We start from the raw sequence: 22,078 nt of genomic DNA, 5'->3' as shown, positions 1-22,078 counted from the left end.
GACCTCCCATGTCCACATTCCTGTTGGGTGCACGGTGCCTGGCAGAGCGGACGGTGCTGGGAGCACACGGTGGCTACTCCTCGGGCCGGCGGACCAGGAAGACCTGGCGCCAGTGCTCGGCCGAGCGCGCGAGGTCCTCGCTGACGTGGTGGAGGAACTGGCTCAGGTTGTCGAGGCGGGCCCCGGCGGGGGTGGCGGGGTCCAGCGCCTGGGCGTGGCGCGCGGAGGCGGCGGCGATCTCGGCGTCGACGCGCGTGCTGGCCATCACGGTCCGGAACCACACGTCGTCACCGATGGCGTAGCGCTCGGCGCGGCGATGGGGGTCGCGTTGGCGCTGGATGACCCCCATCGTCTCCAGGACGCCGACGGCCTTGGAGACGGCGGCGGGGCTGACCCGCAGGCGCCGCACGAGTTCGGCCGACGAGAGGCTGCCGCTGTCGGTGGTCAGCAACGCGGCCAGGACCCTGGCCGCCATCGGCCGCATCCCGGTCCGTACGAACAGTTCCGTGGTGCGCGCGGTCACCTCCGCCACGACCCGGGGGTCGCGGCCACCGAGGTCGGCGCCGCCCGCCGCCGGGGCCGTCACGGCGGTCGTGGTCCGGCGCTTCCTACGCGTGCTGGCCTGGTGTGCCTGGTCGGCGTGGTAGCCCGTGGGCCCGCCGTTGCGCATCACCTCACGCGTGATGGTCGAGGTGGACCGCCCGAGCCGGCGGGCGACGGCGGCGTAGGTGAGTCCGTCACGCAGTCCCGCGGCGATCTCCCGCCGGTCCTGGCGGGTGAGTCTCTCTCCGGGCATCGGTGTCCTCGTCGGTCGGCGGTGGCACGAGCGTAGTGCAACAACGGCATTTGCATTAAGAGGCAGGGTCCTTGCAACGATTTCACGCTTCTGAACTGGCACTCTGCTATTAAGCGCGCTCGCGGTTGATTGACGACTTCGTGTATGCAACGTAATTTTCACCGCGTCGTGAAGATCCTCAACAGGCGGGAGCGGTGAGCATGAGCGAGACCGACGTACAGCGGGCGCTGGACTGGGCGGTGGCCAAGGGGGGCGTCCCCGGCATCGTGGCCGACGTCAGGGACGGTGACCGGAGGTGGTTCGGCGCCGCCGGCGTGGCCGACCTCGAAACGGGCGCCCCGCGCCGACCGGGCGAGTACGCGCACACCGGCAGCGGCGGCAAGGCGTTCATCGCCACCGTGCTGCTGGCGCTGGCGGCCGAGTCCAGGCTGAGCATCGACGACCCGGTCAACACCTGGCTGCCGGGCGTCCTTGACCACAACGGCTACGACGGCGACAAAATCACCATCAGGCACCTGCTCAGCAACACCGGCGGCCTCTTCTCCACCGGCATGGCGCCGGAGTTAACCAGCAGGTACGCCACCCGTGCCGCGTTCGCGAAGCACCGCTTCGACGCGTTCACCACCGAGCGACTGCTCGCCATGACGGTGTCACAGCCGCCGGTCGGCGCCCCCGGTGAGCGCTTCGAGTACTCCAACGGCGGCTTCTACGTCGCCGAGGCCATCATCGAGAAGGTCACCGGCAACAGCCTGGCCGAGGAGATCGAACGCCGGATCATCCGGCCACTCGGCCTGACCGGCACCTCCGTACGCTCCGCCGAGGACGCGCGGTACCCCGATCCGCACCCGCGGGCCTACTCCACGCTGTTCTACAAGGACGGCACCGACCCGGCCGAGGTCACCCCGGAGAACTGGGAGTCGGCGATGGAGGAACCCGGGCTCGACCCCCTCGACGTCACCGAGTTCAACACCTCGTGGGCGCCCGCCAACGTCGTCTCCACCACCGGCGACATGATCAGGTTCGTCGGCGCGCTGGCCGCCGGCACCCTGCTGCCGCCGGAGCAGCACCGCGCGATGTGGACCACGGTCTCCACCGAAGGGGGCAACTGGACGCCGCACACCCGGTACGGCCTCGGCGTCTTCGAGTTCGACCGGGCGGCCACGGGCGGCCTGACGCTGCGCGGCGTGGGCGGCAGCTTCTGGGGATGCCTCTTCTACACGGTGGGCACCGCCGACGGCGAGCACACCCTCTCCCTCCAGACCAACACCGAGTGGAAGAGCTGGGACGTGCTCTTCCGGCTCGTCGACGCGGAGTTCGGCGTCCACCTCGGCGGGTGAGGGCCGCCCGCGAACGGCGCCGTCCGGGCCCGCCGCACCGGGCGGACCCGGCGCGGCGGGCGCGCGGGGCGCCCGGCACGGCTAACGTACGGCCCGCTCGGCACGGCTAACGTACGGCCCGCCCGGCGCCTCGGGCCGTCGCCGGGCCCGGTGTCGCGCCCGCCGCCGGCGCGTCCGACGCCGACGGCACGCCCGGCGCGGTCGCCACGGAGCCGGCCAGCAGCCGCAGGCCCGCGTCCGAGGCCGAGTCCGGCTCCGCGCTGAAGGCCAGCACGCCCTGCCCGCCGGAGTCGGGCAGCCGCAACATCTGGAACGCCAGCTCCAGCGGCCCCACCAGCGGGTGGTGGAACACCTTCACGCCGCTGGTGCAGCCCCGCACCGGGTGCCGCGACCACAGCGCGGCGAAGTCCGCACTCTTCATCGTCAACTCACCGATGAGTTCCGCCAGTTGGCGATCGTCGGGGTGTTCGCCGGCGGCCAGGCGCAGCGAGGAGACCGCGCGCCGCGCCTCGAACTCCCAGTCCGGGTACAGCTCGCGTACGTGCGGGTCGAGGAAGAGTAGCCGCTGCGTGTTCGGGCGCTCGGCGGGTCGCTCCGGCGCCCCCGCGTCCAGGTGCCCGGCGAGCAGCGCGTGCCCCAGCGGGTTCCAGGCCAGTACGTCGTACCGCGCGTCGAGCACGAGCGCCGGCACCGCGCCCATCGCCGCGATGAGCTGACGGGTGGCGGGGCGGGCCGTGGCGGGGCGCGCGGCGGGGCGGCGCGCCGCGCGCCCGGGGCGGGCCAGGTTGCGCAGGTGCGCGTGCTCGTCCGGGGTCAGGCGCAGCGCGCGGGCGAGCGCGTCCAGGACGCCGTCCGACGCGTTGCCGCTCTGGCCCTGTTCCAGCCGGGTGTAGTACGCCACGCTCACGCCCGCGAGCTGCGCCAGCTCCTCGCGGCGCAACCCCGGCACCCGGCGCTGGCCTCCGTAGGAGACCAGCCCGACGTCGGCGGGCTGGAGCCGGGCGCGGCGGCTGCGCAGGAAGTTTCCCAACTCGGCTGGTGTGTCCATGCCCCCAGTCTCCGTCAGCGCCGCGCCCGCTGCCTGCCCCTGTCAGTGGCAGGCAGCGGCGGGCCGGGCCCGCCGCACGCGCGGAGCGGGCGCGCGCCCCCGTGGGCGCCCCCGCGCGGGGTCGGGGTCACCCGTTCAGGCAGTCGCAGAACGGATAAATGGCGTGGCTGCCTACAGACACGCGGAAATCTCTTGGATATGGGCGAATCGACCGGGTGACCGCCGTTACCGTCGGAGCGTGAAGGCCATTCGTCGTTTCAGCGTGCGCCCCGTCCTCCCGGACCCCCTCAGACCGCTCAGCGACCTCGCGCGCAACGTGCGCTGGTCCTGGCACCCCGAGACCCGCGAGCTGTTCCAGGCACTGGACCCGGACGGCTGGCGGGCCGCGGGCGGCGACCCGGTACGGCTCCTCGGCTCGGTCCCGGCCGACCGGCTGGCCCGCCTCGCCGCCGACCCCGTCTTCGTACGCCGCCTCGCCGCCGCCGCCGACGAGCTGCGCGCCTACCTGACCGGCCCCCGCTGGTACCAACAGCAGGTCGAGCGGCGCTCGGCCGACGGCGGGACCGGCGACGGCGGGACTGGCGACGGCCCCATGTCGGGCGCGCTGCCGCGGGCCATCGCGTACTTCTCGCCCGAGTTCGGCATCACCGCCGCCCTGCCCCAGTACTCCGGCGGCCTCGGCATCCTCGCCGGCGACCACCTCAAGTCCGCCAGCGACCTCGGCGTGCCGCTGATCGGCGTCGGGCTGCTCTACCGGCACGGCTACTTCCGGCAGACCCTCTCCCGCGACGGCTGGCAGCAGGAGCACTACCCCGTGCTCGACCCGAACGACCTGCCGCTCACGCTGCTGCGCGAGGCGGACGGCCGCCCCACGCGCGTCACCCTCGCGCTGCCGGGCGGGCGCTCGCTGCGCGCGCACGTCTGGCAGGCCAGCGTGGGCCGGGTGCCGCTGCTGCTGCTCGACTCCGACGTGGAGGAGAACGCGCAGCGCGAGCGGGACGTCACCGACCGGCTCTACGGCGGCGGCAGCGAGCACCGGCTGCTCCAGGAGATGCTGCTCGGCATCGGCGGGGTGCGCGCCGTGCGCGCGTACTGCGCCCGCACCGGGCACGCCGCACCCGAGGTCTTCCACACCAACGAGGGGCACGCCGGCTTCCTCGGCCTGGAGCGCATCCGCGAACTCATCGCCGCCGGGGCCGACTTCGACACCGCCCTGGAGTCCGTGCGCGCCGGCACCGTCTTCACCACCCACACCCCCGTGCCCGCCGGCATCGACCGCTTCGACCGCGAGCTGATCGCCCGCCACCTCGGCGACGGTGGCGAGCTGGGCGAACTACCCGTCGAGCGCGTCCTCGCGCTCGGCCAGGAGACCTACCCCGGCGGTGAGGATGGTCTCTTCAACATGGCCGTGATGGGGCTGCGGCTGGCCCAGCGCGCCAACGGCGTCTCCACGCTGCACGGCCAGGTCAGCCGCGAGATGTTCGCCGGCCTGTGGCCCGGGTTCGACGCCGCCGAGGTGCCCATCACCGCCATCACCAACGGCGTGCACGCCCCCACCTGGGTGGCGCCCGAGGTGGCCGGGCTCGGCGCGCGGGTGGCCGAGCGCACCGCGACCGACGCCGGTGCCCGACCGGCGGACGCGACGGCGGACACCTCCGACGCGGATCTGTGGGCGCTGCGCCGCACCCTGCGCGAGCGCCTCGTCGTCGAGGTGCGCGAACGCCTCGCCGCCTCCTGGCGGCAGCGCGGCGCCGACCGCGCCGAACTCGGCTGGATCGACGGCGTCCTCGACCCGGACGTGCTCACCATCGGCTTCGCCCGCCGCGTCCCGGCGTACAAGCGGCTCACCCTGATGCTGCACGACCGGGAGCGGCTCACCGAGTTGCTGCTGCACCCCGAGCGGCCGGTGCAGATCGTCGTGGCGGGCAAGGCGCACCCGGCCGACGACGGCGGCAAGCGCCTGATCCAGGAGCTGGTCCGGTTCGCCGACGACCCGAGGGTGCGGCACCGGCTGGTCTTCCTTCCCGACTACGGCATGGCCATGGCCCAGCGCCTCTACCCCGGCTGCGACGTGTGGCTGAACAACCCGCTGCGCCCGCTGGAGGCGTGCGGCACCTCCGGCATGAAGGCCGCCCTCAACGGCTGCCTCAACCTGTCGGTGCGGGACGGCTGGTGGGACGAGTGGTACGACCCGGACTTCGGCTGGGCCATCCCCACCGCCGACGCGTCGGCCGCCGTCGGCGAGTCGGCCGAGGCCGACCAGGACCGCCGCGACGCGCTGGAGGCCGCGGCCCTCTACGACCTGCTGGCCCACCAGATCACCCCCCGCTTCTACGAGCGCGGCGCCAGCGGCCTGCCCGACCACTGGCTCGCCATGGTGCGCCGCACCCTGACGACGCTGGGCCCCAGGGTCCTGGCGGGGCGGATGGTGCGCGAGTACGTGGAGAAGCTGTACGTACCGGCCGCCCGGGCCCACCGCGCCACCAGCGGGCCCGCCGCCCGGGAACTCGCCCAGTGGAAGGCCCGGGTGCGGGCGGCCTGGCCGGGTGTCGCGGTGGACCACGTCAAGGCCGAGAGTGAGCCACCCGAGGCGACCGCCCCCGCCTCGCCGCCCGCGCCGGCCGCGGCGTCGGGCGAGGGGGAGTGCGCCACGGTCGAGCTGGGCACCACGCTGACGCTGCGGGTCAGGGTCTCGCTCGGCGACCTGACGCCGGACGACGTCGAGGTGCAGGCGCTGGCCGGCCCGGTGGACGAGGCCGACCGGATCGGCGCCGCCCGCGCCGTCCCGCTCAAGCCGGTCGGCGGGCCGAGCCTGGAGGGGCACTGGTCGTACGCGGGCCCGCTCGCCCTCGACCGCTCGGGGCCCTACGGCTACACCGTCCGCATTCTGCCTTGCCACGAACTCCTGGCCAGCGGCGCCGAGTTGGGGCTGATCGCGGCGCCGACGGAGCGCACCGGCGAGGAGGCCGGGGTGCTGATGCGCTGAGCCGCGCCCGGCGCGCGGTCGCGCGGAGGCGACGTGGGGCGGGCCCGGGGAAGTGTCCCCGGGCCCGCCTCGCGTGCTGGTGCGGCGCCCCGCAGGGCGGTCGCCGATGTGCTGTGTCGGGTTACTTGACGCCGACGCCGGCCCAGGCCGCGTCCACGCCCTTGACCTCGGCGCTGTCCGCGCCGTACAGGTCGGTCGCCGCCTTGAGGGTGGCCTCGCGCGCGGCGGCGTAGTCGGTGTTGGAGGTCATGTAGGTGGTCAGGGCCTTGAACCAGATCTTCTCGGCCTTGTCCCGGCCGATGCCCTCGACCTTGGAGCCGTCGACGGTCGGGCTGTCGTAGGCGACGCCGTTGATCTCCTTGGCGCCGCTGCCCTCGGAGGCCAGGTAGAACCAGTGGTTGGCGATGCCGGACGAGTAGTGGACGTCCACGTCGCCGGCGTTCTCGTCCCAGTTGTCGAGCGAGCTGCCGTCCTTGGAGGGCTTGTCCATGTACCGCAGCGGGCTGCCGTCGCCGCGGATGTCGATCTCCTCGCCGATGAGGTAGTCGCCGACGTCCTCGCCGTTGTCGGCGTTGAACTCGACGGCCGTGGCGAAGATGTCGGAGGTGGCCTCGTTGAGGCCGCCGGACTCGCCGCTGTAGGTGAGGTTGGCGGTGGCCGAGGTGACGCCGTGCGTCATCTCGTGGGCCGCGACGTCGATCGAGGTCAGCGGGTGGGTGTTGCCCTCGCCGTCGCCGTAGGTCATGCAGAAGCAGGAGTCCTGCCAGAACGCGTTGGAGTAGTTCTGGCCGTAGTGCACGTTGGACGTGGCGCCCTGGCCGTCGCCCTTGATGCCGTCGCGACCGTGCACGGACTTGTAGTAGTCCCAGGTCAGGGCCGCGCCGTAGTGCGCGTCGACGGCGGCGGTCTGGGCGTCCTCCGGCTTGCCGGTGCCCCACTTGTCGTCGTCGTCGGTGAACGCCTCGCCCTGGCTGCCCTGCCCGTTCTTCAGGTTCAGCGTCTTGTGCCCGCCGCGCTCGCTGTCGGTCAGCGTGTAGCCGCTGCCCTCCTTGGCGGTGCCCAGCTCGACCTCGCCGCTGTACTGGCTGGAGCCGGTGCCGTTCTTGACGCCCTGGAAGGTGAAGAGTTCCTTGCCGGTGTTGGCGTCGGTGATGACGTGCAGCTCGTTGGGCGTGCCGTCGGCCTGCAGGCCGCCGACGACCGCCTCGTAGGCCAGGGTCGGCTTGCCGTCGGCCGCCCAGATCACCTTGCGGGGCGCCTTGTCGGCCTTGGCCAGCTTGGCGTCGTCGGCCCGCGCGGCCTTGATCGCGGCCCGCTCGGCGGTCGACGGGGCCAGCTTCGCCTTGGTGGAGGCGACCTTGATGGTGGCCTTCGTCGCCTTGGTGACGCCCTTGAGCTTGCCGCCCTTGGTCTCGTGCGTGATCAGGTCGCCGCCGAGCACCGGCAGGCCGGCGAAGGTGCGCTCGTAGCGGGTGTGCGTGGTGCCGTCGTTGTCCTTGACGACGTCCTTGACGACCAGCTTCTCCTGGGCGCCCAGGCCCAGCGCGCCGGCGGCCTTGGCGGTGGTGTCGTTCGCCTCGCGCAGCAGCTCCGCGCGCTGCGAGGGGCTCAGCTTGGCGGGGGTGGCCGAGGCCGCCGTGTCGGCGGTGTCGGCGGCGCCGGCCGTGCCGGTGGTCAGGCCCGTGGCCAGCAGCGCGGCGGCCGCGGCGACCGCGCCGGCGGCGGCGGCCGTACGGCGGGTGCGGGTGGAACGGGGTATGCCGGAAGACGTGCTCACGCGAACTCCTTCTTGCCGTGGGGGGCGGACCGGGCGGCGGACAGGAGCCGTCCGGTCTCACAAGAGGTGCGGGTGTGAAGCGCGTGGGCAGACTGTCACACGAGTCGCGGACATGTCATGGGGTCATCACTCTGGCGTCGATATTTTGTTCGTTGTTGGTGCGACGATCTCCGGATAACGGACGAAGCGGGAGAAGTGAGAGGCGCCGCCTGGGGGAACGTGCTCTCCCCAGGCGGCGCCTGTCGAGGGGGGCCCGCGTCACCGCCGGTCACGGGACGGGGGCCGGTGTGCCGCGGCCCGTCAGAAGGTCAGCTTCCAACTGTTGATGTAGCCGCGGTCGGTGGAGTAGATGTCCTGCACCTTGAGGTTCCAGGTGCCGCTCGCCGCCACGCCGCTGGCGTCCACGGTGTACGTCTCGTTCACGTTGTCCGCCGAGTCGTACGCGCTGGAGTTCTTCAGCCGGTAGCTCTTGCCGCCCGGCGCCACCAGGTCGATCACCAGGTCACCGCGGTAGGGGTGCACGATGTCCACGCCGACCTTGAGGGCCGCGCTGCCGTTGCCGCTCCGGTTGACGGTGATCGGCGAGTTGACCGCGTCGAGGCCGTCGGGGATCTGCACGTCGTTGGTGTTCTCGTAGACGCCGCCGTCCGCGTCGTTCACGGTCCACTTGAACGCCGCGGTCCCGGTCTTGCCGGCCGCGTCCGTGACCGTGACGGTCACCTGGCTGGTGCCCACGGTGGTCGGCGTGCCGGAGATCAGGCCGCTGGCCGCGTCGATGGTCAGGCCGGCGGGCAGCCCGGTGGCGGCGTAGCGCAGCGCCCCGGTGTTGCTGCTGGTCGCCTTGATCTGCAGGCTCGCGGCCTGGTTGACGACGCTGGTCTGGTCACCGGGGGCGGTGACGCTCACGCCGCCCGGCGTCGGCACCCGCTGCCCGACGTTGACCGCGGCCCAGGCGTTGGCGACACCCGCGTACTCGACGCTGTTCGTGCCGAACAGCTCGCCGGCCGCCCACAGCGTCGCGTCCCGGGCGCCCTTGTAGTCGGTGTTGGACTGCATGCGCTGCGACAGCGCCTTGAACCACACCTTCTCGGCGTTGACCCGGCCGATGGGCGTCACCGGCTGGTTGTCGTAGGTCGGGCTGTCGTGCGGGATGCCGTTGATGACCTTGGCGCCGCTGCCCTCGGAGGCCAGGTAGAACCAGTGGTTGGCCACGCCGGACGAGTAGTGGACGTCGATGCTGCCGATGCCCGAGTACCAGTTGTCCTTGGACCGGTTGTCCTTGGAGGGCTTGTCCATGTACCGCAGCGGCGTGCCGTTGCCGTTGATGTCGATCTCTTCGCCGACCCAGTAGTCGCCCTTGTCGTTGGGGTTGTCGGCGTGGAACTCCACGGCCGCCGCGAAGATGTCGGAGGTGGCCTCGTTCAGGCCGCCGGACTCGCCGCTGTAGACCAGCCGGGCGGTGTTGGCGGTGACGCCGTGCGTCATCTCGTGCGCGGCCACGTCGATCGAGGTCAGCGGGTGGGTGTTGCCCGAGCCGTCGCCGTAGGTCATGCAGAAGCAGGAGTCCTGCCAGAAGGCGTTGACGTAGTTGTTGCCGTAGTGGACGCGCGAGTACGCCCCGACGCCGTCGCCCTTGATGCCCGACCTGCCGTGCACGGACTTGTAGTAGTCCCAGGTCAGGGCCGCGCCGTAGTGCGCGTCGACGGCCGCGGTCTGGGTGTGGCTGCCGGTCCCGTCGCCCCACACGTCGTCGGCGTCGGTGAACAGCGTGCCCTGCCCCGAGGTGCCACGGTTGAGGTTGTACGTCTTGTGGTTGCCGCGCTGGGTGTCGGTCAGGTTGTACGAGCCCGAGCCGCCCGCGGTGCCCAGCGGCACCTCGCCGCTGTACTGGCTCTTGCCCGTGCCGTTGTGCACGCCCTGGTACTCGTAGAGCTTCTCGCCCGTGTTGGCGTCGGTGATGACGTGCAGCTCGTTGGGCGTGCCGTCCGCCTGTACGCCGCCGACGACCGTCTCGTACGCCAGCACCGGCTTGCCCGTCGCGGCCCAGACCACCTTCCGCGGGGCCTTGCTGGCCTCCGCCTTGCGGGTGTCGTCGGCCCGCGCCAGCCGCTCGGCGGACTCCTCGGCCACGGCAGGCCGCACCTTGGCGGTGGTCGAGGCCACCCGCACCGAGGACTTGGTGGCCTTGGCGACCGACTCGAAGGCACCGGCCCTCGTCTCCTGCACCACGAGGTCGCCGCCGAGCACCGGCAGGCCGGCGAAGGTGCGCTCGTAGCGGGTGTGCGTGGTGCCGTCCGCGTCCTTGGACACGTCCTTGACGACCAGCTTCTCCTGCGCGCCGAGCCGCAGCGTCCTGGCGGTCTCGGCCTTGGTGGCATCGGCGTCGCGCAACAACGCGGCCCGCTCGGCGGGGGAGAGCTTGACGGGCATCGCGCCACGGTTGGCCACGCTGGACATGGGGGCCGAGGCGTCGGGGGCGGCGCCGCCGTCGGCGGTGGCGCTGACGGCCTGCACGCCGACGGCGAGCATGGCGGCTACGGCGACGAACGCGCCGGTGGCGGCCGTTCGTCGATGGGGGGTGCGTCTCACGCGGAACTCCTTCTACTGCCGCCGCGGTGGCGGCGGCCCGGGGTGACCGGGCGGCTGGGTGGTCGCCCGGGCAGAGCGAAGCGAGCTGAACAGCGCGTGGGGGGGCGGTGCGACACGGGGGCCGGGCGCGCTGGCACGGCGCTCCCGGCGCCGCCCGGGGAGCGGTGACGTGGGCGGGGCGCGGTGGCGACGTACTACTGCGGGGACAGCGCGTGGCCCGATGTGCCGGACACGTGAGGAGCGACCGTCGCGCGGCGAGGTGCCGTGGGGGAGCCGCGTGGCGGACGAGGGGAAGAGTGCCACCGCGACGATGTACATGTCAGGGGCCCGTCGAGAAGTTGTCCAAAAACCGTCCGTTGACGAAACAGAGACGTCCGTATAGCGGATGTCGGGGCCGTCCGGGCCCCCGCCCGGCGGCCCGCCACCGCGCCCCGGCGCAGCCCGCGCCCCGGCGCGACGGGGCGGCGCCCGCCCGCCGCGCACCGCGCCGGGCCCGCCGCCACCTGGGGCCGCCGGGCCGGCGCGGGGCCCGCCCGGCGCGGCGGCCCCGGCGGCGCCGGGGCGGGCGGTGGCGCCCCCACGGCGGTTGCACCGACGCCCGCCACGGGCAAGCCGGGCGCGCACCCCAGGCCACGCCCGACCATCCGGGCCAGCCACGCCACCCACGCCACCCGGCCCGCGCCGCGCGCCGCGAACCGAGCGAAGCGACCGCCCACGGCCGGGGCGGTTTCCGTACGATCATGAGATGACGAACCCCGCTGACGCGCTCGACGAACCGCCCAGGGCCCTCACCGATCAGCGCGTGCTCCTCGACGGCTACCTCGACGCCTACCGCGACGCTCTGCACCGCAAGCTGGACGGCCTCAGCGAGCGGGAACTGCGCACCAGCCGGCTGCCCTCCGGCTGGACGCCGCTGCAACTGGTCAAGCACCTGACCCACGTCGAACTGCGCTGGCTGGTCTGGGGCTTCTGCGGCACGACGATGGCCGAGGGGCGCGCCTGGGGCGACCGCGGACCGGACGACCGCTGGTACGTCGCCGAGGACGAGAGCCCGGCCGACGTGCTGGCCGAGCACCGCCACCAGTGCGCGCGCTCGCGCGAGATCGCCGCCGGCGTGCCGGCCGAGCGCCGCGCGAGCCTCGGTGGCCGGTTCTCGACGGAGGAGGAGGCGCCGACGCTCGGTTGGATCCTCTTCCACCTCCTCCAGGAGTACGCCCGCCACCTCGGCCACCTCGACGTGGCCCGCGAGTTGGCGGACGGCCGCACGGGCGAGTGAGCGCGCCGGGGCACATCGGCGGCGGAGGCTGAAACAACACAGCGGCGGGGTGTGAGCCGGCCGCATCCGACTCACACCCCGCCGTCCCACGGCGGCCCGCTCCCGATGGTCCCCAGCCCACTGCTGGCCGGTCACGGTCCGCCGCCTACCCCGCGCACCACCGCGTCCGCGCGCCGTCCACGCCGCCGGTTTCGGGGGTACCGGTTCGACGGGTGACGCGCGGCGCGTGGCGGCCGGCTCCGTGGTGGGCGGGGTCACCCCCGCTCACCACCGGCCCGCGCGGGGCGCGCTCAGAAGTTGTACGGCTTGGCGGTGTTCCAGTTCGTCACGTCCGCGCTGGACCAGGTGAACTTCGAGACCGCGCCCTTGCTGGTGAAGGCGTTCAGCTCGACGGCCGGGCCGGTGTCGCCGCCCTGGTCGCGCAGCGCGAGCGACAGCTCCGTGGAGGTGTGCTTCTTCTTGCCGTCGGCGAAGAGGTTGACGGCCGAGTAGACCTTGGCGCCGGGCTTCAGGGTGATGCGGGCGGTGCCGCCGGGGGCGTCCTTCTTCGAGTGCGGCAGCACGTTCACCGTGTCGCCGAGCATGACGGAGGGGGACGCGGTGACCCAGCAGGGCTTGGAGTCGGCGTTCATCGCCGTCACCAGCAGGTGCTCACCGAGCTGCTTGGGGAACCGGTGCAGCACGTCGTACGAGATCTCGTCGCCCGAGCACTGCCGGACGCTGGTGCTCGTGGCCCGCGGTGCGGGCTTCTTCTTGGCGACCACGACGGTCTTCTTGGTGCTGGTCACGGTCTTCTTGGCGCTCGCCACGGTGACCTGCTGGCCGGCGGCCGCGGGTGCGGCGCCCTTGCTCGCGATGACCTGGCCGGCCGCCTGCTCCACGCTTCCGGTGCTGGTGTACGGCGCGGCGTGGGCCACGGTGCCGGTGTGGGTCTGGGTGCCGCTGTCGCTGCCCGAGTTGGCGTAGGCGGTGAAGCCGAGGGCGAGGGCGGTGGTGGCTCCGGCGACGGCGGCGATGCGGATGCGAGAGGTGCGCATGACGGGGGTCCCCCTGTTGTGCTGGTTCGGATTCAGCGGCGGTCATCTCCGCTGTTGACACCACTGTGCCGGGGGCCGCTGCCGCTTCGCTTACGCACGGCTGTCGTCTCGCTGACGTGCTGCTTCAGGCGGAAAACGGGGTGGCTAACGCGCCCGGGCGGCGATCGCGGCCAGCGCGCGCCCGCCGCTCACACCGCCGGCAGCGCGCGGGCGTGCGCGGCGGCCAGCGCGACCCGCGCGGCCCGGTCCGCGGTGGCCTCGTCGACCGGCTCGCCCGTGCACACCAGCCGGAAGTAGATCGGCGCGGCGAGGGCCTTGAGGAGTTCGGCGGGGTCGGTCTCCGCCGGGAGTTCGCCGCGCTCCACGGCGCGGGTGACCACGGGCTCCGCCCGCCGGAACCGGTCGTCGAAGAGCGCGCGCTTGACGTCGGCGAGCCGGGGGAGGCGGGCGGCCTCCGCGAGCACGGTGGTGATCAGGGCGCGCCCCGCCGGCGTGGTCACGCTGGCGACGAGCGCCCGGGCCAGCGCGCGCAGGTCGTCGGCCACCGATCCGGTGTCCGGTACCGGAATGTCGGTGGCGAAATGGCTGGTCAGCGCGTCGACGACCAGGCTGGGCGCGTCCTTCCAGTTCCGGTAGATCGTCGTCTTGTGCACGCCGGCCCGCTGGGCGACGCCCTCGACGGTCAGCCCCGCGTATCCGGTCGTCGCGAGTTCGTCGAGGGTCGCGGCCAGCACGGCGGCGCGCATCTTGCTGCCGCGTCCGACGGTGGGGGCGCGCCCGGTGGGCGTGGCGGCAGACTCCATTGCAACTCCTTGTTGCGTTGATGGCGGACGGTGCGGCAGGATCAGGCTATCGCAACTTCGAGTTGCGATGCGGCTGTGTCGTGCTGTGCCCTGTCGCGCGGCGCCCTGTCGCGCCGTAGCGCGCTGGCGTGCGCGCGACCGCCCCTCCGCCCTCCCCGCCCCCGGAATCGAGGCCCCATGCCCCGCCCTCCCCAGATGAGTGCCCGCACCGCGCCGCGCGACCACCCGCCCCAGCCGGCCCACCCGCCGACCGCCGCCCCACGCGCCCGCCGCCGCGCGGACGCGCGTCCGATCCGGGTGCCGAGTCCGCTCCCCGACCAGAGGGGCCGACTGGCCGTGGTCACCGGCGCCAACAGCGGCATCGGATACGTCACCGCCCGCGAACTCGCCCGGAGCGGGGCCCACACCGTGCTGGCCTGCCGCAACCCCGAGCGGGGGCGCGCCGCGGTGGAACGGCTGCGCGCCGAGGTCCCCGGCGCCCGCGCCGAACTGCGCGTACTCGACCTCGCCGACCTGGCGTCCGTGCGCGACTTCGCCACGGCCTGGCCACACGACCGGCTCGACCTGCTGGTCAACAACGCCGGCGTGGCCATGGTGCCGTTCTCCCGGACCGCCGACGGCTTCGAGTCCCAGTTCGGCATCAACCACCTGGGCACGTTCGCGCTCACCGGCCTCCTCCTGCCGTACCTGCTCGCGGCCGCCGACCCGCGCGTGGTCACGGTCAGCAGCGAGGGCCAGCGCTTCGCCCGCTTCGACATGACCAACCTCAACGCCGAGCGCCACTACCGAACGGCCTTCGCCTACGTGCAGTCCAAGCGGGCCAACCTCTACTTCGCCAAGGAACTCCAACGCAGGGCCGACGCCCGCAACCTGCGGCTGCGCAGCGTCGCGGTCGCCCCCGGACTCACCCGCTCCAACGTCCTCACCGGCGGCGCCCACCACACCCGGGGACGGGCCTACCGGCTCCTGGTGCGGCTGCTCGTGCGCGCCGCCTTCCGCCCCACGCCAGCCGGCGCCATGACCTCCCTCTACGCCGCCACCGCCCACCACGTGCCCGGCGGTGGCTACGTGGTGCCCGACGGCGCCTTCCAACTCCGCGGCGAGCCCGTCCTACGCACCCGGGAACGCGCCCTCCAGGACGCTGCCACGGCCCACCGGCTGTGGGCCCGCTCGGAACAGCTCACCGGCGTGCGGTACCCCTGGCCCACCGAGCCACCGCGCGCGGACTGACCGCGCCGGGGCCCGTCTCACGGCCGGCCCCGTCTCACGCCCGCCCCCGCCTCACGACCGGCAGCGCCGCCGGGCCGCCTCGTACCGTGCCCGCAAGCCCTCGTCCGCCGACACCCGCAACAGCACGCCCAGCGCCCGCACCGCACCGTCGTCGTAGCCGCACGTCTCCGCCTCGCGCGCCGCGTCCTCCAGGCGCCGTACGCCCTCGGCCCGCTCACCCAGGTCGAGCAGCGCCTCGCCGGCGGCCGAGAGCAGCAACACCCGGGAGGCCACCGAGATGTCCGGCTCGCCCGCCAGGCCCAGCGCCGCCAGCGCCGTCTCCAGGGCCTCCCGTGGGCGCTTGGCGTCCAGTTGGTGCCGGGCCAGGTGGTACATGGCCAGCCGCTCGGTGTGCCGGTCGTCGACGGCGCGGGCCAGTTCGGCGGCCCGTACACACCCCTGCTCCGCCTCGTCCAGGCTGCCGAGCGCCGCCTGCGCCAGCGACAGGTTGACCAGCGCGGTCGCCTCCGCGCGCCGGTCGCCGACCCGGCGGGCCAGCTCCGGCGCGGCCTCCAGGTGCGCCGCCGCCTCCCCCGGCCGGCCCTCCTCGATCAGCACCCACCCGAGGAGCGCCAACACCCGGGACTCGCCCCGGGGGTCGGCGTCGGCTCGCGCCGCCGTCAGGGCCAGGCCGAGCAGCGGGGCCCAACTGTCCCGCACCCGCCACACCATCAGCGGCCACAGGCCGAGCACGATCCGCCAGGCCCGCCCGTGCCAGCCGGCCGCGTGCGCCGCGCCGGCGAGCAGCGCCAGGTCCTCGCGCTCGGCCGCGTACCAGGTCATGGCCTGATCGCGGCCGGCGAACGCCCGGATCGCCGGCGGCGGGCGGAAGTCCGAGGGCAGCGCGAAGCACTCCTCCTCGCCCGGCTCGGCCGCCCCGGCCGCGGCCAGGGCGGTGGCCACGCACTGGTCGAGCACCCGCACCAGGGCCTCACCGTCCGCGTCGAGCCCGCGCGCGTACAGCCGCACCAGATCGTGCAGCGTCCAACAGTTCGGCGCCGTCCGGATGACCAGGTGGGCCGAGGCGAGCTGGTCCATGGCGGCCTCGGCCGTCTGCGGGTCCGTGCCGGCCAGCGCCGCCACCGCGTACCGGTCCACATGGGTGCCGGGGTAGCGGCCGAGGTGGGCGAAGTGGTGCGCCACACCGTCGGGCAACCCGCGCACGGTGAGCCGCAGCGCCGCCCGAACCCCCGTGTCCTCCACGTCCAGCAGGTGCAACCGGCGCGACTCGTCCGACAGTTCGGCGCTCATCGCCTCCAGCGACCACCCGGGCTGGTCCGCCAGGCGTGCCGCCGTCACCCGCAGCGCCAGCGGCAGCCCGCCGCACAGCTCGGCCAGCCGCCGGGCCGCCGCCTCCTCCGCCGCCACCCGCTCGGGCCCGAGCACCGCCGCCAGCAGCGCCGTGCTGTCCGCCGGCTCCAACACGTCCACCGGGACGGGGTGGGCCGCGTCGGAGGCGATCAGGCCGTGCAGCCGGTTCCGGCTGGTGACCACCGTCACGCAGCGCGCGCCGCCCGGCAGCAACTCCCTGACCTGCGCCGAGTCGCGCGCGTTGTCGAGCACCACCAGGAGCTGCCGGTCGGCGGTCAGGCAGCGGAACAGCGCGGAGGCGGCCTGCGCCGACTCGGGCACCTGCCGCGGCGGAACCCGCAACGCCAACAGGAACTCCCGCAACACCTCCAGGTGCGCCGGCTCGCGGGTGTCGCTGAAGCCGCGCAGGTCGGCGTAGAGCAGCCCGTCCGGGAACCCGGCGCGGTTGCGGTGCGCCCACCGCACCACGAGCGCCGTCTTGCCCACCCCGGCCGGCCCGGTGACCAGACAGAGGGGAGCCGTACCGACCGTGGCCCGGGACAGCGCGGCCAACTCCGCCGCGCGCCCGTGGAACCCGCGCGGCATGCGCGGCAGCAGGTCCACCGTGCCGGGCAGCGGCGGCCCGAGCGGCGCGCTGGGCAACCTCGGCGCGCCCGCGCCCGGGGCCGGCTGCGCCTCGTCCCCCTCACCGCGCAGCGCCAGCGCGTACGCGTCCGCCAGCTCGGGACCCGGGTCCACGCCCAGCTCGTCGGCCAGCAGCCGCCGGGTGCGGTGGAACCAGTCCAGCGCCTCCGAGCGCCGCCCCGCCCGCTGGAGCGCCGTCATCAGCGCGGCCGACAGCGACTCGCGCAGCGGATGGGCCGCGGCCTCCGCGCGCAGCACGGCGGCGGCCCGGGCGTGCTCGCCGAGGCGCGCGTACGCCGCGGCCAGCAGCTCGACGGAGGTCAGCCGCCGCTCCTCCAGCGCCTCGGCCGCGGCCACCACCGTGGGACTCGGGTACGCCCCGGTCAGCGCCGGCCCCTGCCACAGCGACAGCGCCTCCTCGTACAGCGCCACCGCGTCCGCGCCGGCCCGCTGGCTGCCGGCGAGCGTCACCAACTCCTCGAAGCGGTGCGCGTCCAGCAGGCTCTCCGGCATCCGCAGCACGTACGCCGCGCCCTGGGTGGCCAGCTCGACCCCGAACGCCCCGGCGTCCGCCTCGGCGAGCAGCGCCCGCAGCCGCGACACGTGGCCCTGGATGACGGTACGGGCGCGCAGCGGCGGCTCGTCGTCCCACAGGGTGGCCATCAGGTGCTCCACCGGCACCGGCCGGTTCGGCCGCAGCAGCAGGGCCGTGAGCAGGCTGCGCCTCTTGGCCGGGCCGACCGACAACTCGCCGGCCTCGGTAGCCACGGAAACCGCTCCGAGCAGCCGGAACTCCACTGACGCAACCTCCTGAAGGAATGAGTCAGATTACCTCCAGCAGGCGGTGCCCCAGCGCGCGGCGACCCCCGACCGGGGCGGGCGGCGCCCGGCCTACACCAGGCTGTCCCGCCACGCCTGGTGCAGGTCGGCGAAGCGGCCCCGACCGGCGATCAGCTCCGAGGGCGGGCCGTCCTCGACGATGCGGCCCCCGGCCATCACCAGCACCCGGTCGGCGATCTCCACCGTGGACAGCCGGTGCGCGATGACGACGGCCGTACGGCCCCGCAGCACCGTGTCCATCGCCCGCTGCACGGCCCGCTCGCCCGGGATGTCGAGCGAGGAGGTCGCCTCGTCCAGGATGAGCACGCCGGGGTCGGCGAGCAGCGCCCGGGCGAAGGCCACGAGTTGCCGCTGACCGGCCGATATTCGCCCGCCCCGCTTGCGGACGTCCGTGTCGTACCCGTCCGGCAGGGCGGCGATGAAGTCGTGCGCGCCGATGGCCTTGGCGGCCCGCTCGATGTCCTCCCGGGTGGCGTCCGGCCGGCCGATGGCGATGTTGTCGGCCACCGTCCCGGAGAACAGGAACGCCTCCTGTGTGACCATCACCACCCCCCGGCGCAGGTCGGGCGTGGCCAGCTCGCGCAGGTCCACGCCGTCGAGCAGGACGCGTCCGTTGCCGCGCTCGCCGGACGGCACCGGCGGCGGGTCGTAGAACCGCGCCAGCAGCTTGGCCAGCGTGGACTTGCCGGCGCCGGTCGCCCCGACCACCGCGACCGTCTGCCCGGCGGGCAGCGTCAGGTCGAAGCGCGGCAGCACCTCGCCGCCCGTGCGGTACGCGAACCGCACCCCGTCGAAGACGACCTCCCGGCCGGGCCGCCCGGCCGGCCGCTCGGGCAGCGGCTTGGGATCCACCGCCTCGGGCACCGACGGGCGCTGGGCCAGCAGGCCGGCGATCTTGTCCAGCGAGGCGGCGGCGGACTGGTAGGCGTTGAGGAACATCCCGAGCCGGTCGATCGGGTCGTAGAGCCGGCGCAGGTAGAGCGCCGCCGCCGCCAGCACGCCCAGCTCCAGGCCGCCCGAGGCCACCCGGTAGGCGCCCCACATCACGATCGCGGCCACCGCGAAGTTCGCCACCAGGCGCGAGCCGACCACGTACCGGGCCATCTCCAGCATGGCGGTGCCGTTGACCCGCTCGTGGCTCGCGTTGAGCTTGCCGAAGTCCCGCTCGTTCGCCCGCTCGCGGCGGAACGCCTGCACCGGGCGGATGCCGTTCATCGTCTCGGTGAACTTGACGATGAACGCCGCCGTCGCCGTCGAGCGCTCGGCGTACACGCGCCGGGAGCGCCGCTGGAACATCCGCACGAGCAGGACCAGCGGGGCGAACGAGGCGATGGCCGCGGCGCCCAGGCCCCAGTCCAGGTAGAGCAGGAGGAAGGAGATGTAGATGACGGAGAGGAAGACGCCGAGCAGCTCCTCCAGGCCCTCGGTGAGCAGTTCGCGCAGCGACTCGACGTCGGAGGTGGACCGGGCGATCAGCCGGCCCGAGGTGTAGCGCTCGTGGAAGTCCACGCTCAGCGCCTGCCCGTGCCGGAAGATCCGGCCCCGCAGGTCGAGCAGCACGCCCTGGCTCACGTAGGCCGACACGCGCACGAACGCGTACTGCAACAGGCCGGCCAGCATCGCGCTGCCCAGGTACGCCACGGCCACGGCGATCAGCGGCCCGTTGTCGTCGGAGCGGAAGGCGGGCACGGCGGTGTCGATGGCGTACGCGACCAGCAGCGGGCCGGCCTGCACGGTGGCCTGCTGGAGCAGGATCAGCACGGCCGCCAGCCACACGTGCCGGCGCAGCGGCGCGAGCAGCGAGCGCAGCAGCGTGCGCGAGGCGCCCTTGGGGGTGGGCAGGTCGTCCCGGTCGAACGGGTCGCCCGCGCCGGGGGTGGTCGGGCCCGCGCCGTCACCGCTGCCGCCGGTGCCGCCGTCGCCGCCGGTGCCCCGGCCGCCTCCGCTGCCCGGTCCGGAGGGCCCGTCGCCCTGCCCGGGACCGTCGCCGGGGCCGTTGCCGTCGGTGTGACCGCTGGCGACGGGCTCGCTGGAGACGCTGGTGGTCATGGCTGGTCGCTCCCCTCGCCGGACATCAGGGCCGCGTACTCGGCGTTCGTACGCAGCAGTTCGTGGTGGGTGCCCACGGCGCTGACGCGACCGTCGGACAGCAGTGCCACTCGGTCGGCGAGCAGCACCGTGGAGGGGCGGTGCGCGACGACCAGGGCGGTGGTCTTGGCGAGCACCTGCCTAAGCGCCGCCTCGACCAGCGCCTCGGTGTGCACGTCCAGCGCGGAGAGCGGGTCGTCCAGGATCAGGAAGCGCGGGTTGCCGACGACGGCGCGGGCCAGCGCGAGCCGCTGCCGCTGACCGCCCGACAGGCTCAGCCCCTGCTCGCCGACCTGGGTGTCGACGCCCTTCGGCAGCGCGTGGACGAACCCCGCCTGCGCCACCTCCAGGGCCCGCTCCAACTCGCGCGGCCCGGCGTCGGCCGCCCCCATCAGCACGTTCTCCCCGGCCGTCGCCGAGAACAGCGTCGGCTCCTCGAAGGCCACGGCCACCAGGGCGCGCAACTCGCTCCGGGACAGGGCGGTGATGTCCACACCGTCCACGGTGATGCGGCCCTCGGTGTGCTCAAGGAGCCGGGGCACCAGCGCGGTCAGCGTCGTCTTGCCGCTGCCGGTCGTCCCGACCAGGGCCATCGTCTCGCCGGAGCGGATGTGCAGGTTGACGCCGCGCAGCAGCGGCGGGGAGTCGGGGGGCGCGTCGGGATACCGGAAGGAGACGTCCACGAACCGCAGCCCGTCGTGGGCCGCGTCCGCCCGCCCGGTGCGGGCGGCCGGTGCGGACTCCGTGCCCGTCGCGGCGGCGGGCGCCGGGCTCGCCGTGGCGGAGGCCGACGGGGCGCCCGTGGGCGCGGCCTCGGCCTCCGGCGCGTCCATCACCTCGAAGTAGCGGTCCGTCGCCGTCGCCGTGTCGTTGCTCACCGCGATCAGGAAGCCGATCGACTCCACCGGCCAGCGCAGCGCGAGGGCGGTGGACAGGAACGCCACCAGCGTGCCCGCCGAGAGGTCCCCGTCGGCGACCTGCACCGTGCCGAGCACCAGGGCCGCGCCGAGCGCCAGCTCGGGCAAGGTCATGATCAGCGCCCACAGGCTGGCCAGCAGGCTTCCCTTGCGCAGCTCCGTCTCCCGCAGCCGCATCCCCAGCGAACGGAACGCCCGCGCCTGACCCCGGTGCTGCCCGAAGCCCTTGACGATGCGGATGCCGAGGACGCTCTCCTCCACGAGGGTGGTCAGATCGCCGATCTGGTCCTGGGCCCTGCGCGCCGCCAGCGAGTACCGCTTCTCGAAGTACGAGCACAGGATCACCATCGGCACCGCGGGCACCATCAGGACCAGCCCGAGATGCCAGTCCTGCGCCAGCAGGATGCCGAACCCGATCAGGATCGTCGCACCGTTGACCACCAGGAAGGTGAGCGGGAACGCCAGAAAGAGGCGTACGAGCTGCAGGTCGGTGGTGGCCCGCGACAGGAGCTGGCCCGAGGCCCAGCGGTCGTGGAAGGAGACCGGCAGCCGCTGCAGGTGCCGGTACAGGTCGGCCCGCATCGCCGCCTCCACCGACGCGAGCGGCCGGGCCACCAGCCAGCGCCGGATGCCGAACAGGACGGCCTCGGCCACGCCGATCGCCAGCAGCAGCGCGCCGCCGAGCCACGCGCCGCCCGGGTCCCGGTCGGCCACCGGCCCGTCCACGATCCACTTGAGCGTGATCGGGATGACCAGGCTCATGCAGGAGGCGACGATCGCCACCAGCGCCGCGGTGATCAACCGCCCACGGATGGGCCGGACGTACGGCCACAACCGCAGCAACGAGCGCACGGTCGACCGGCCCTTCGCCGGTCCCGCATCCTCGCGGGCACCCTCCGGGGAGGGCGCCTCCCGCTCCGTCGTCGTCGCTTCACCTGTCGCAGCCATCAGGGGCGAGACTACGGTTCACCACTGACATCGCTCACTGGATTTTTTGGCCGACCTCGGCGGGCCTACGCCCCGCGCACCCCCGTGACCTCGTACGACACCCCACGCCGCAGCCGGGGAGCATCCGCCGGCACCCCGCCCGCCCCGAGGCGCGACGGGCGCACCGTCGTCGGCGGTACGCCCCGTCGGCGCCGCCGGCGCACAGCAGCCGGCGCGGCGCGCCCGCCCCGAGCCGTGGGGCACCGGGCCACGCGTCGACGAGCCGATCGCGCGCCGGGCGAGCCGACCGCGCATCGGGCGAGCCGACCGCGCGCCGCCGACAGAACCCAGCGAGACCGGTCGCCGGCCCCGGAAGGCCGTGTACGCCCGCCGCCCCGCACCGAGCGTCGGCGTACCGTCACGGTCGGCAGCGCGCGGCCCCCGGGGGCAGTG

13 protein-coding genes are annotated in these 22,078 nt (G+C 74.1%); 4 read left to right on the top strand and 9 right to left on the bottom strand.

Annotated features, from left to right (window positions below; genetic code table 11):
- Window positions 1-73: 73 nt before the first annotated feature.
- Window positions 74-796, bottom strand: coding sequence for a helix-turn-helix domain-containing protein (locus OYE22_RS08545; RefSeq protein WP_277319844.1), 723 nt, complete (start codon window positions 794-796; stop codon window positions 74-76).
- Between the two features lie 200 nt (window positions 797-996).
- On the opposite strand from OYE22_RS08545, the gene OYE22_RS08540 reads away from it, so the two are divergent.
- Window positions 997-2,133 (top strand): serine hydrolase domain-containing protein, encoded by a 1,137-nt coding sequence (locus tag OYE22_RS08540; RefSeq protein WP_277319843.1) that lies wholly within the window; start codon window positions 997-999, stop codon window positions 2,131-2,133.
- Window positions 2,134-2,239: 106 nt separating this feature from the next.
- On the opposite strand, the gene OYE22_RS08535 is transcribed toward OYE22_RS08540, so the two are convergent.
- The gene (locus OYE22_RS08535; RefSeq protein ID WP_277319842.1) at window positions 2,240-3,181 is read right to left on the bottom strand and encodes a helix-turn-helix transcriptional regulator; all 942 of its coding nucleotides are present in this window, start codon (window positions 3,179-3,181) and stop codon (window positions 2,240-2,242) included.
- A gap of 238 nt (window positions 3,182-3,419) precedes the next feature.
- Between OYE22_RS08535 and glgP the strand changes: the two genes are divergently transcribed.
- Window positions 3,420-6,167 carry an alpha-glucan family phosphorylase gene (gene glgP, locus OYE22_RS08530; RefSeq protein ID WP_277319841.1) on the top strand — a complete coding sequence of 916 codons (2,748 nt, stop codon included), beginning with the start codon at window positions 3,420-3,422 and terminating at the stop codon, window positions 6,165-6,167.
- Between the two features lie 121 nt (window positions 6,168-6,288).
- Here the strand turns inward: glgP and OYE22_RS08525 are convergent, their stop codons facing one another.
- Both OYE22_RS08525 and OYE22_RS08520 read right to left on the bottom strand, forming a co-directional pair.
- The gene (locus OYE22_RS08525; RefSeq protein WP_277319840.1) at window positions 6,289-7,944 is read right to left on the bottom strand and encodes a M4 family metallopeptidase; all 1,656 of its coding nucleotides are present in this window, start codon (window positions 7,942-7,944) and stop codon (window positions 6,289-6,291) included.
- 300 nt (window positions 7,945-8,244) lie between these two features.
- The gene (locus OYE22_RS08520) at window positions 8,245-10,533 is read right to left on the bottom strand and encodes a M4 family metallopeptidase (protein WP_277319839.1); all 2,289 of its coding nucleotides are present in this window, start codon (window positions 10,531-10,533) and stop codon (window positions 8,245-8,247) included.
- A gap of 745 nt (window positions 10,534-11,278) precedes the next feature.
- On the opposite strand from OYE22_RS08520, the gene OYE22_RS08515 reads away from it, so the two are divergent.
- Window positions 11,279-11,809 carry a DinB family protein gene (locus OYE22_RS08515; RefSeq protein ID WP_277319838.1) on the top strand — a complete coding sequence of 177 codons (531 nt, stop codon included), beginning with the start codon at window positions 11,279-11,281 and terminating at the stop codon, window positions 11,807-11,809.
- Between the two features lie 290 nt (window positions 11,810-12,099).
- Here the strand turns inward: OYE22_RS08515 and OYE22_RS08510 are convergent, their stop codons facing one another.
- Together OYE22_RS08510 and OYE22_RS08505 are read right to left on the bottom strand one after the other, a co-directional pair.
- The gene (locus OYE22_RS08510) at window positions 12,100-12,846 is read right to left on the bottom strand and encodes a DUF4232 domain-containing protein (protein WP_277319837.1); all 747 of its coding nucleotides are present in this window, start codon (window positions 12,844-12,846) and stop codon (window positions 12,100-12,102) included.
- 188 nt (window positions 12,847-13,034) lie between these two features.
- Complete coding sequence (locus OYE22_RS08505) at window positions 13,035-13,649, bottom strand: TetR/AcrR family transcriptional regulator (protein WP_277319836.1); 615 nt, start codon at window positions 13,647-13,649, stop codon at window positions 13,035-13,037.
- Between the two features lie 195 nt (window positions 13,650-13,844).
- Between OYE22_RS08505 and OYE22_RS08500 the strand changes: the two genes are divergently transcribed.
- Window positions 13,845-14,879 carry an oxidoreductase gene (locus OYE22_RS08500; RefSeq protein ID WP_277319835.1) on the top strand — a complete coding sequence of 345 codons (1,035 nt, stop codon included), beginning with the start codon at window positions 13,845-13,847 and terminating at the stop codon, window positions 14,877-14,879.
- A gap of 51 nt (window positions 14,880-14,930) precedes the next feature.
- On the opposite strand, the gene OYE22_RS08495 is transcribed toward OYE22_RS08500, so the two are convergent.
- From OYE22_RS08495 to OYE22_RS08485, 3 genes are all read right to left on the bottom strand, one after another.
- Window positions 14,931-17,651, bottom strand: coding sequence for a BTAD domain-containing putative transcriptional regulator (locus OYE22_RS08495; protein ID WP_277319834.1), 2,721 nt, complete (start codon window positions 17,649-17,651; stop codon window positions 14,931-14,933).
- Window positions 17,652-17,744: 93 nt separating this feature from the next.
- A complete protein-coding gene (locus OYE22_RS08490) occupies window positions 17,745-19,742 on the bottom strand; it encodes an ABC transporter ATP-binding protein (protein ID WP_277319833.1) in 1,998 nt (665 codons plus the stop codon).
- Window positions 19,739-21,646: an ABC transporter ATP-binding protein gene (locus OYE22_RS08485; RefSeq protein WP_277319832.1), complete on the bottom strand. Its 1,908-nt coding sequence runs from the start codon at window positions 21,644-21,646 to the stop codon at window positions 19,739-19,741. The genes OYE22_RS08490 and OYE22_RS08485 overlap by 4 nt, the downstream gene beginning before the upstream one ends.
- Window positions 21,647-22,078 lie beyond the last annotated feature (432 nt).

This window comes from Streptomyces sp. 71268, assembly GCF_029392895.1.
Classification (GTDB): domain Bacteria; phylum Actinomycetota; class Actinomycetes; order Streptomycetales; family Streptomycetaceae; genus Streptomyces.
This window is presented reverse-complemented; position numbering and strand designations above follow the sequence as displayed.